The sequence below is a fragment of the Curtobacterium sp. A7_M15 genome (assembly GCF_030705415.1).
GTDB lineage: Bacteria > Actinomycetota > Actinomycetes > Actinomycetales > Microbacteriaceae > Curtobacterium.
In genome coordinates this window covers 1-10,077 of the sequence record NZ_JAUZED010000123.1, presented here as the reverse complement: position 1 = coordinate 10,077, position 10,077 = coordinate 1, and the positions used below count along the sequence as shown (strand labels likewise).

Annotated in this window: 10 protein-coding genes and 1 pseudogene; 10 read left to right on the top strand and 1 reads right to left on the bottom strand. The window is 71.0% G+C overall.

Translation table 11 applies throughout. The features are described from left to right. Positions 1-259 precede the first annotated feature (259 nt). The 9 genes from rpsB (at position 260) to Q7F20_RS16165 (ending at position 7,248) form a co-directional block, all read left to right on the top strand. A complete protein-coding gene (gene rpsB, locus Q7F20_RS16205) occupies positions 260-1,165 on the top strand; it encodes a 30S ribosomal protein S2 (protein ID WP_305741102.1) in 906 nt (301 codons plus the stop codon). An 81-nt stretch (positions 1,166-1,246) separates the two neighbouring features. Next, on the top strand, positions 1,247-2,074 hold the full coding sequence (gene tsf, locus Q7F20_RS16200; protein WP_305741101.1) for a translation elongation factor Ts: 828 nt from the start codon (positions 1,247-1,249) through the stop codon (positions 2,072-2,074). Positions 2,075-2,227: 153 nt separating this feature from the next. Further along, complete coding sequence (gene pyrH / locus Q7F20_RS16195) at positions 2,228-2,947, top strand: UMP kinase (RefSeq protein ID WP_305741100.1); 720 nt, start codon at positions 2,228-2,230, stop codon at positions 2,945-2,947. A gap of 47 nt (positions 2,948-2,994) precedes the next feature. After that, positions 2,995-3,549, top strand: a complete 555-nt coding sequence (gene frr / locus Q7F20_RS16190; protein ID WP_305741099.1) for a ribosome recycling factor — start codon at positions 2,995-2,997, stop codon at positions 3,547-3,549. After that, positions 3,549-4,541, top strand: a complete 993-nt coding sequence (locus Q7F20_RS16185; RefSeq protein WP_305741098.1) for a phosphatidate cytidylyltransferase — start codon at positions 3,549-3,551, stop codon at positions 4,539-4,541. Before frr ends, Q7F20_RS16185 begins: the two co-directional genes overlap by 1 nt. A 66-nt stretch (positions 4,542-4,607) precedes the next feature. Continuing rightward, positions 4,608-5,156 carry a DivIVA domain-containing protein gene (locus Q7F20_RS16180; RefSeq protein ID WP_305741097.1) on the top strand — a complete coding sequence of 183 codons (549 nt, stop codon included), beginning with the start codon at positions 4,608-4,610 and terminating at the stop codon, positions 5,154-5,156. A gap of 60 nt (positions 5,157-5,216) precedes the next feature. Beyond that, the gene (locus tag Q7F20_RS16175) at positions 5,217-6,203 is read left to right on the top strand and encodes a transglycosylase SLT domain-containing protein (protein WP_305741096.1); all 987 of its coding nucleotides are present in this window, start codon (positions 5,217-5,219) and stop codon (positions 6,201-6,203) included. A gap of 14 nt (positions 6,204-6,217) precedes the next feature. Further along, entirely contained in the window at positions 6,218-6,523 is a 306-nt protein-coding gene (locus Q7F20_RS16170) for a hypothetical protein (RefSeq protein ID WP_305741095.1), read from the top strand. Beyond that, positions 6,520-7,248 carry an alpha/beta hydrolase gene (locus Q7F20_RS16165; protein WP_305741094.1) on the top strand — a complete coding sequence of 243 codons (729 nt, stop codon included), beginning with the start codon at positions 6,520-6,522 and terminating at the stop codon, positions 7,246-7,248. The genes Q7F20_RS16170 and Q7F20_RS16165 overlap by 4 nt, the downstream gene beginning before the upstream one ends. A gap of 88 nt (positions 7,249-7,336) precedes the next feature. Here Q7F20_RS16165 and Q7F20_RS16160 read toward each other — a convergent pair whose 3' ends face one another. Further along, positions 7,337-9,211, bottom strand: coding sequence for a hypothetical protein (locus Q7F20_RS16160; RefSeq protein ID WP_305741093.1), 1,875 nt, complete (start codon positions 9,209-9,211; stop codon positions 7,337-7,339). 186 nt (positions 9,212-9,397) lie between these two features. Between Q7F20_RS16160 and Q7F20_RS16155 the strand changes: the two are divergent. After that, a pseudogene (locus tag Q7F20_RS16155) lies at positions 9,398-10,077 on the top strand (hypothetical protein); the annotation flags it as partial.

Sequence of the window (10,077 nt, the reverse complement as noted above, 5' to 3'; positions counted from 1 at the left end):
CGACCCGCACCGCGCCTCCTGCGCGTCCACCGTCTGCTAGCATTTCTCCAGCAGTGCGCTCCGGCGCGCTGACTTCGCGTGTCCACGGCGCCGTCACCGGCGCGGCCCCCGACCATCGGTCCCGCTCTCACGAGCGGGCGGTCGCGTGCCAGGGCACCAGGGACCACGACCGACGGTCGTGATCGACACAACCGCAACAGGTCCGCAGCGACGTGCGAGAGCACGGCTGCGCGCCGAGAAGACAGAAGGAGGACGGCACATGGCCGTCGTCACCATCCGCCAGCTGCTCGACAGCGGCGTCCACTTCGGACACCAGACCCGTCGGTGGAACCCGAAGGTGAAGCGATTCATCCTCGCCGAGCGCTCGGGCATCCACATCATCGACCTGCAGCAGTCGCTGGCCTTCATCGACCGTGCGTACGACTTCGTCAAGGAGACGGTCGCGCACGGTGGCACGATCCTCTTCGTGGGCACCAAGAAGCAGGCCCAGGGCTCCATCGCCGAGCAGGCGACCCGCGTCGGCCAGCCGTACGTCAACCAGCGTTGGCTCGGCGGTCTGCTCACGAACTTCCAGACGGTCTCCAAGCGCCTCGCGCGCATGAAGGAGCTCGAGGAGATCGACTTCGACGACACGACGAAGGGCTTCACCAAGAAGGAGCTCCTCATCAAGAAGCGCGAGCTGGACAAGCTCCACAAGACCCTCGGCGGTATCCGCAACCTCACGCGGACCCCGAGCGCGCTCTGGATCGTCGACACCAAGAAGGAGCACCTCGCGGTCGACGAGGCGCAGAAGCTCGGTATCCCGATCATCGGCATCCTCGACACCAACTGCGACCCCGACGAGATCACCTACCCGATCCCGGGCAACGACGACGCGATCCGCTCCGTCGGTCTCCTCACCCGCATCGTCGCCGACGCCGCGGCCGAGGGCCTGAAGACCCGCCACAACGGTGGCGACGACGAGGCCGCAGCAGAGCCCCTCGCCGAGTGGGAGCAGGAGCTCCTCGCCGGCCAGACCGAGGGCGAGGGCGCGACCGTCGAGGAGAACGACGCCGACGCCCAGGTCGCCGCGAAGGAGATCGGCGAGCCGATCGCCGACGACGCGAAGAACGCGCAGCCGACGGCCGAGGCCGAGGCCGCTGCGGAGACCACCCCCGCCGAGTGACCACCGGGGGCGTCGGGCCGATCGGTCCGACGCCCCTGCTCCACTCTCCACAAACGCTCAGTCCAGAAAGGACTCCAGTCAATGGCCAACTACAGCCTTGCTGACGTGAAGAAGCTCCGCGAGGACCTCGGGGCCGGCATGATGGACGCGAAGAACGCGCTCGTCGAGGCCGACGGCGACTACGACAAGGCCGTCGAGCTCCTCCGCATCAAGGGCGCGAAGGCCGTCGCCAAGCGCGACGACCGTGCGACCTCCGAGGGTGTCGTCGTCGCGTCGACCGACGGTGGCGCCGCGACCGTCGTCGAGCTCGCGAGCGAGACCGACTTCGTCGCGAAGAACGAGAAGTTCACCTCGCTCGCCGACAAGGTGGTCGCCGCGGTCGCCGCCGCCGGTGCTGCCGACGTCGAGGCCGGCAACGCCGCGCCGCTCGACGGCAAGACCGTCTCCGAGGTCATCGACGAGGCCGCCGCCGCCCTGGGCGAGAAGCTCGCGCTCCGCACGGTCGTCCGTGTCGAGGGCGACGAGTTCGAGGTCTACCTGCACAAGACCAGCCAGGACCTGCCGCCGCAGATCGCCGTCGTCATCGCCTACTCGGGCTCCGACGCGGCCGAGGCCCGTTCCATCGCGCAGCACGTCGCGTTCGCGAACCCGACGTACCTCACGCGTGACGAGATCCCGGCCGAGGCGATCGAGAAGGAGCGCGCGACCGTCGAGGCGATCACGCGCGAGGAGGGCAAGCCGGAGGCCGCCCTGCCGAAGATCGTCGAGGGCCGCCTGAACGCGTACCGCAAGCAGGTCGCGCTCCTCGAGCAGGACTACGCGAAGGACAACAAGATCTCCGTCGCGAAGGCCGCCGAGAACGCCGGCATCACGATCCAGGGCTTCGCCCGCGTCAAGGTCGGCGCGTAACGAACCCGTGACGGGGCTCGGAACCACCTGGTTCCGGGCCCCGTTTTCGCGCGCCGACACGCGCGAGCTCCGACGTCAGGCGTGACCCGCCTCCGCCGGACCGGCCACGGCCGGGTAGATTCCCACGAGACATTCGACGAAGGGTGCGACCACATGACGAACGAGAAGACCGGACGCCGCCGGGTCCTGTTGAAGCTGTCGGGGGAGGCGTTCGGTGCCGGGTCGCTCGGTGTGAACCCGGACGTCATCAGCACGATCGCGAAGGAGATCGCGGTCGCCGCGCAGGACGTCGAGGTCGCGATCGTCGTCGGCGGCGGCAACTTCTTCCGTGGCGCCGAGCTCTCCCAGCGCGGCATGGACCGCGGGCGCGCCGACTACATGGGCATGCTCGGGACCGTCATGAACGCCCTCGCGCTGCAGGACTTCCTCGAGCAGGCCGGAGCCGCCACGCGCGTGCAGTCCGCGATCAGCATGACCCAGGTCGCCGAGCCGTACATCCCGCGGCGCGCCGAGCGGCACCTCGAGAAGGGGCGCATCGTCATCTTCGGTGCGGGCGCGGGCCTGCCCTACTTCTCGACCGACACGGTCGCCGCACAGCGCGCCCTCGAGATCGACGCGCACGAGGTCCTCGTCGCCAAGAACGGTGTCGACGGCGTGTACACGGCGGACCCGAAGAAGGACGCCACTGCCGAGAAGCTCCACCACGTCACCTACCAGGACGCGCTCCTGAAGGGCCTGAAGGTCGTCGATGCGACCGCGTTCTCCCTCTGCATGGACAACGGCATGCCGATGCACGTCTTCGGCATGGAGGGCGACGGCAACGTCGCGGCGGCGATCCGGGGCGAGCGCATCGGCACGGTGGTCAGCAACTGACCCCGTCCGCTGACTAGACTCGACGCCAGTACCGAAGGAGTAACACCGTGATCAGTGATGTCCTGACCGAAGCCACCGAGAAGATGGCGAAGGCGGTCGAGGTCGCCAAGGACGACTTCTCGACCGTCCGCACCGGCCGCATCAACGCGGCGCTCTTCCAGAAGATCCCGGTCGAGTACTACGGTACGCCGACGCCGCTCGCGCAGCTCGCGTCGCTGCAGACCCCCGAGGCCCGCACGCTCATCGTGACGCCGTACGACAAGTCGGCGCTCAAGGAGATCGAGCGCGCGATCGCGACGTTCCCGAACCTCGGTGCCAGCCCGACGAACGACGGTGACATCGTCCGTGTGACGATCCCCGAGCTCACGCAGGACCGCCGCAAGGAGTTCGTCAAGCTCGTCCGCAGCAAGGGCGAGGACCACAAGGTCGTCATCCGCAACATCCGCCGCAAGGCGAAGGACGACCTCGACGCGCTGAAGGGCGAGATCTCGGACGACGAGATCTCCCGCGGTGACAAGGACCTCGAAGCCCTGACGAAGAAGCACGTCGACCAGATCGACGACTCGCTGAAGAAGAAGGAAGCCGAACTCCTCGAGGTCTGATGCACCGTCCGGACCAGGGCGGTGACCGCCCCACAGCAGAGAAGCGTTCCGCCAAGGGGCTGCGTCAGGACTTCGACGCGCGCGCACGAGCCGCGCGGACGGACTTCGAGGCGCAGCTCCGGCAGCGGAAGGCCGACTTCGGCGCGCGCAACGAGGCGCTGACGGCGCGCACCGGGCGCAACCTGCCGGCCGCGATCGGGATCGCGCTGGCGTTCGCGGTCGTGATGCTCGGATCCCTGCTCCTCTGGAAGCCGTCGTTCATGGTCGTCGGGGCGTTCCTGCTCGGCGTCGGCGTGTACGAGCTCGCGAGTGCGATGCGGTTCGCGGGGCGTGACGTCCCGCGCATCCCGAGCGTCCTCGTGAGCGTGGCGGTCGTGCCGGCAGCGTTCCTCGGCGGTCAGATCCCGGCGCTGTTCACGCTGTTGGGCGGCATCGTCTTCATCAGCCTCTGGCGCCTGGTCGAGGTGGCGGTCGCGCGGCCGAGGCCGACCGCCGGCAACGTCGTCCGGGACCTCACGAACGGATTGTTCGTGCAGGCGTACATCACGCTGCTCGGCGCCTGCGTGGTGCTCCTGGCGGCGCAGCGCGGCGGCGAGCTCTGGGTGATCGCCTTCATCCTCGTGGTGGTCGCGGTCGACACGGGCGCGTACGCCACCGGGCTCAACCTCGGCAAGCACCCGATGGCGCCCCGGATCAGCCCGAAGAAGACGTGGGAGGGCTTCGCCGGGTCGGTGGCCGCCAGCATCATCGTCGGGATCCTGGTCTGCTGGCTCATGCTCGGGCTGCCCTGGTGGACGGGCATCGTCCTCGGCGTCCTCATCTCCGGGTCCGCCACGCTCGGCGACCTCACCGAGTCGATGATCAAGCGGGACCTCGGCATCAAGGACATCTCGTCGTTCCTGCCGGGCCACGGCGGACTCCTCGATCGCATCGACAGCATCCTGCCGTCGGCCGCGGTCGCCTACGTGCTGTACCTCGTCGTCAACCACTGAACGGACCCCGGCCACGCCCCAGCGCGTCCAGGTCACACCATGGTCCGGTCCTGGCAGAATGTCGCCGTGGCCACCACCTTCCCGAACGCAGACCGCTCCGCCCTCGGATACGACGTCGACGAGGTCGAGCGCTTCCTCGAGGACGCCCGCCGCGCCTACACGGCGAACGACACCGCTCCGGCGATCGAGGCGGCGAAGATCCGGGCCACGGCCTTCTCGATGCGCAAGGGCGGCTACTCCACTGCGCACGTGGACGCCGCGCTCGAACGACTCGAGGACGCCTTCGCGGCTCGGGAGCGCGAGCGGGAGATCGCCGACATCGGGCAGAAGGCCTGGTACGCCGAGGCCCGGTCGAAGGCGTCCGACGTGGTGGCGCGTCTCGAGCGTCCGGACGGGCAGCGGTTCGGTCGCGTCAGCTTCCTCGGCACCGGCTACCACCCGAAGGACGTCGACGCCTTCGCGGAGCGGCTCGAGGGGTACTTCCGTGACGGCAAGCCGCTCAGTCTGACCGAGGTCCGCTCGATCGTCTTCCGACCGAAGCACGGCGGCTACCGCGAAGCGCAGGTCGACGCACTCCTGGACGCCGTCGTCGAGGTCATGCTCGCTGTCCGCTGACGACGCGCTGGTGGCGGGTGCTTCGCTTTCCGTGATCGTTCCGTTATCCTGGTCGGACTCATGGGCAGGCACACGGCAGACATCAGCTCCGACCGCGATACCCGCGAGCACCACGGCCTCTCGGTCGCCGGTGAGCGCCGCGCGGCACTGAACCGAACCCGCACGGCGGAGAACTCGGTCCTCCCGGCGAACCCGACGGTGGTCACGGCATCGGTGCCGACCGCCCCGGCCGTCGCCCCCAAGTCGGTCGCGGCGAACCGCGTGTCGGACACCGCTCGTGCGCAGGCATCGGTCGCCGCCGCGGTCCCCGCCACTCCGGCCGACCCCCGCATCGTCAAGCAGCGACGTGCCCGCGCCGTCGCCGCCCCCGCGAAGCCCTCGTCGTCCCCGCAGAGCATGAACACCTTCGTGCGCAAGCGGGCGGCCGTGCCGGTGCTGTCCTTCTTCGCGGTGTCCGGCATCGTCGTCGGCTCGCTGTTCAACCCGCTGCAGCCCGACGTGGCGCAGGCGGCGGTCGCCGCTCCGGTGCTCGTCAAGGCTCCGGCCGCGCCGCAGGAGTACACCGCGCACGGCACCTACGCCGCGTTCGACGTCTCCCGCGACGGGTACGGCGTGACGTTGCCGAAGCCCAAGGTCGTCGAGAAGCCGAAGACCGAGACCACCGACACCGAGGCCGACGCCGCCACGGACGAGACCGCGTCGGTGAGCGCCTCGAACACCCTCGCGGCGACCGCTGCGACGCCGGACCCGGGCAGCGCCCAGGCCATCGCGCAGGAGATGGTGGCCGCGCGCGGGTGGGGGACCGATCAGTACAACTGCCTCGTCTCGCTGTGGAACAAGGAGTCGGGCTGGCGCGTGAACGCGTACAACCCGAGCGGTGCCTACGGCATCCCGCAGGCGCTCCCAGGCAGCAAGATGGCGTCGGCCGGTGCCGACTGGCAGACGAACCCCGCGACGCAGATCACCTGGGGTCTCAACTACATCTCCGGCGTCTACGGCACGCCGTGCGGCGCCTGGGGTCACAGCGTCGCGAACAACTGGTACTGATCGGCTGAGCGCAGGTGCCGCGGAGCAACCGGCCGCGACGCCCCCGGGGCCGTGGCCCCGAGCAGGACGACGAGCCGACCGGTCTCGACCGGATGATGAGTTCGTGGAAGCGCACCGAGGTGCGTCGCGGCCGTGAGTACCTCGTGCAGCCCGTCTCCGCTGCCTCGGCGCAGAAGGATTACGTCTGCCCGGGCTGCGGCGGCACGGTGCTGCCCGGCGTGGCACACGTCGTCGTCTGGCGTGCCGACGGGGTCCTCGGCGACGAGGCCGACCTGGCTGCCCGCCGTCACTGGCACAACCACTGCTGGAGCATCGCATGAGCACCGAGATCCGGTCGAACACCGAGCTGCCGGCCCGCCGAACCGACGTCGAGCTCGTCACGGACGACCACCTCACCCTCGTCGGTGAGCTCGCGGAGCCGCTCGAGCGGCCTGCACGGGGCACGATCGTGACGCTGCACCCGCTGCCGACGGCCCAGGGCTTCATGGACTCGCACGTGCTCAAGAAGGCGGCGGCGCGGCTCCCGGCCCTCGCCGACATCGCCGTGCTCCGGTTCAACTTCCGCTCGGTGACGTCGCCGCGCGGCACGTCCGAGGGTGTCTTCGGCGACGGGGTCTCCGAGGGGTTCGACCTGCGAGCCGCCGTCGCAGAGGTCGTCGGCCGCGGATTGCCGACGCCGTGGCTCGTCGGGTGGTCGTTCGGCACCGAGGTGATCCTCAAGCACGCGCTCGAGCACGTCGAGGCCGGTCAGGTGGCCGGTGTCGTCCTGCTCTCGCCGCCGCTGCACCGCACCACGGACGACGAACTGGCGCGCTGGACCGGCGTGAGGGTCCCGGTCGTAGCGTTGGTCCCGGAGCACGACGACTTCCTCCGGCCGGACGAAGCGGCGCGCCGGTTCGCCCTCGCTCCGAACGTCCGAGTCGTCCCGGTCGCCGGGGCGAAGCACCTCTGGGTGGGGGAGAAGTACGTGCGGATCGTCCTCGACGCGATCGCGGACCTCGTCGTGCCGGGCAGTGCACCGTTGCCGACCCACGTCACCGACTGACGGACGGACCGCGCGGCGGTGGACCGGACGCGTCGGCGAGGCGGGCCGGTCCAGGAGGCGCGGGTCGCGCCTCCTGGGCGGCCTGCGGTCAGCGCGCGGTCGCGTCCTCGTCGTCGGTGACGGTCTCGTCGTCGGGCTCGACGACGAGCTCGGCCGGCGCCGCGTCGTCCACCGACGGTGCGGCGCCGAGCAGGCCCGTCGCGTTGGTCAGCACGCCGCGCAGGTTCTCGAGGTAGCCGGCGACGGCGTCGCGCTCGGTCCGGATGGCCGCGAGGCGGTCCTCCGACTCGGCGATGATCGCGGCGGTCCGCTCCTCGGCGTCGGCGATCATCTTGTGCACGCGGTCCTGGGCGTCCGCGACGATCGTGCGCGCGTGCTCCTGCGCGTCGGAGGTGCTGGAACGCTCGAGGTCGTCGGCCTCCTGCTGCAGGCGCTCGGCGCGCTCACGTGCCTCGGTCGCACGACGCGTCGCCTCGGCGAGCTGGAGGTTCGCCTCGTCGAGGTACTTCTGCGTCTCGGTGACGGTGTCGTGGTGCTTCTGCAGGTAGTCCTGCTCGGCGTCGTCGCGTCGCGCGGCGAGCTCCGACTCGAGCGTCGTGCGTGCCTCGTCGCGCTCGCGTGCGATCTCGGCGCGGACCTCGTCGCGCTCGCGTGCGAGGTCGGCGCGCGCCGTGTCGATCTCCTGACGGAGGGCCGTGCGCTCGGCCTCGAGCGCGTCGAGCTCGGCGGTGCGGCGGTCGGCGATCTCGGTGTCCACCTCGGCGTGTTCGCGTTCGCGGCGGGCGGCGAGTGCGTTCTCGTGCTCGCGGGCGGCACGCTCCGCGGTCGCCTCGGCCTCGGCGCGTTCCCGCTCGATGCGGGTCGCGTGCTCCTCGAGCTCGCGGGCGATGCGGTCCGCCGTCTCCTGCACCAGCCGGGCGTTCTCGGTGCGGGTCTGCTCCTCGTCGACCCGGAGCTGGGCGCGCGCAGCTTCGAGCTCCTGCTCGAGGGCGGTCCGGGCGGAGGCGAGCTCGCGGTCCCACTCGGCACGGGCGGCCGCGAGTTCCTCGTCGAGGACACGGCGACGGTCGGCGAGCTCGGCGTCGAGCTCGGCGCGACGGCGGTCCACCTCAGCGGCGAGGTCGGCGCGTCCGGTCTCGAGTTCGAGCGCGTGGGCCTGCTGCTCGTCGTCCCGTTCGCGGTGCCAGGCGGCCCGACCCTCGGCGATCTCGCGCTCGAGGGCGTCGCGGCGGGTGGTCTCGTCGCGGTCGAGGTCCTCGACGCGGCGCGCGTGGTCGGCCTCGAACACGCTGCGGCGGTGCTCGGTCTCGCGGTCGAGGTCGGCGGCGGCGCGGCGGGCCTCGGCGGACTCGCGCTGCGTGACCTCGCGCAGCTCGGCGACCTCGTGCTCGACCCGGGCGCGCAGTGCGTTCGTCTCGCGGATCGCGACGGAGCGGACCTCTGCCGCCTCGGTCACGGCGGCACCACGGATCGCGGCGGCCTCGTTGCGGGCGTCCTGGGTGAGCAGGCCCGCCTCGGCGCGGGCGCGTTCGACGGTGTCGGCCGCCTCGGCGCGGGCGCGCGTGAGCTCGTTCGTGGACCGGGTACGGGCGTCCTCGAGCGTGTCGCGGGCTTCGTCCTGTGCCTCGCGCAGGGTGCGGTCCGCCTCGGCACGGCTCGAGGCGCGGAGCCGCTGCGCGTCGATGTCGGCCTGGCTGATGAGTCGCGTGGACTGTTCCTCGGCGACGCGGAGGGTCGACTCGAGCCGGGTGCCGAGCCCGCTGTACGTGGGGGTGCCCGCCTCGTCGAGCTCGCCCTGCAGCTCGGAGACCCGAGCCTGGAGGAGACGGATCTCCTTCGCCGCCTCGGCCCGGTCGTTGTTCGACTTGATGAGCTCGCGGCGCAGATCGTTCAGCGAGCGGTCCACGTCTTCGCGGCGGTACCCGCGCAGCTCGGTCCCGAACTCTGCCTCGTCGTTCGCCACGTGTTCGCTCCTGGGTGCTCGGCGGAGGGCACAGGGAAGGCCCGGCCACGATTGTAGTGGCGAGCAGGGACGGCCGGCTGTGACCGCGGACAGCGGTGGGGGATGCGCCGTCCAGACTCCATCGCTATCCTGGAGCGCTGATTCGCGCGCCGACACCCCCACCCCGGCGCGGTAGGGAGAAGATCCGTGCGATTCGTCCTGGCGATCGTCAGTTTCGTCATCGGGCTGCTGCTCGTCGCCCTCGCGGTCGGCCAGCGGACCGTGTTCGAGCCACCGTCGTCGCTCGTCGCGGCATCGTCCTCGAAGAGCTCCGCCCCGGTGACCGTGATCCCGGGCTCGACGCTCAACGCCAACCCCGGCTACCAGCGCATCAACGTCTCCGGCTCGGGGAAGGTGTTCGCTGCCTACGGCAAGACGAGTGACGTCGACGCCTGGATCGGCGACGCGAAGCACACGACGATGCGGTTCGACGCCGAGCAGGCGAAGCTCGTCGGTCGCACGACCGGCTCCGAGGACACCGTGCCGAACCCCGCGGGGAGCGACCTCTGGTACCAGGAGTACGACGGGGCCGGGCAGTTCACCGTCCGCCTGCCCGAGGACGTCAGCGTGATCATCGTCGGCGACGGCACGGCCGCGGCGCCGAGCGACGTCTCGGTCACCTGGCCGCGGGACACCGCGACGCCGTCGGTCGGTCCGCTCCTCGTCGCCGGTGGCGTGTTCCTCGTCGGCGGCATCGTCCTGCTCGTGTGGGCGTTCGTGCACCAGCGTCGTGGTCGCGGGCCGCGCCGTCGGAGCGGGGGATCCCGTCCGCCGCGCGTGCGTGCCTCGCGGCGGGCCGCCGCCGCCGGTGCCCAGGTGCCGGCCCG

Coding starts and splice junctions, on each gene's coding strand:
- rpsB (WP_305741102.1), top strand. CDS start 260: ATGGCCGTCGTCACCATCCGCCAGCTGCTCGACAGCGGCGTCCACTTC.
- tsf (WP_305741101.1), top strand. CDS start 1,247: ATGGCCAACTACAGCCTTGCTGACGTGAAGAAGCTCCGCGAGGACCTC.
- pyrH (WP_305741100.1), top strand. CDS start 2,228: ATGACGAACGAGAAGACCGGACGCCGCCGGGTCCTGTTGAAGCTGTCG.
- Q7F20_RS16185 (WP_305741098.1), top strand. CDS start 3,549: ATGCACCGTCCGGACCAGGGCGGTGACCGCCCCACAGCAGAGAAGCGT.
- Q7F20_RS16175 (WP_305741096.1), top strand. CDS start 5,217: ATGGGCAGGCACACGGCAGACATCAGCTCCGACCGCGATACCCGCGAG.
- Q7F20_RS16165 (WP_305741094.1), top strand. CDS start 6,520: ATGAGCACCGAGATCCGGTCGAACACCGAGCTGCCGGCCCGCCGAACC.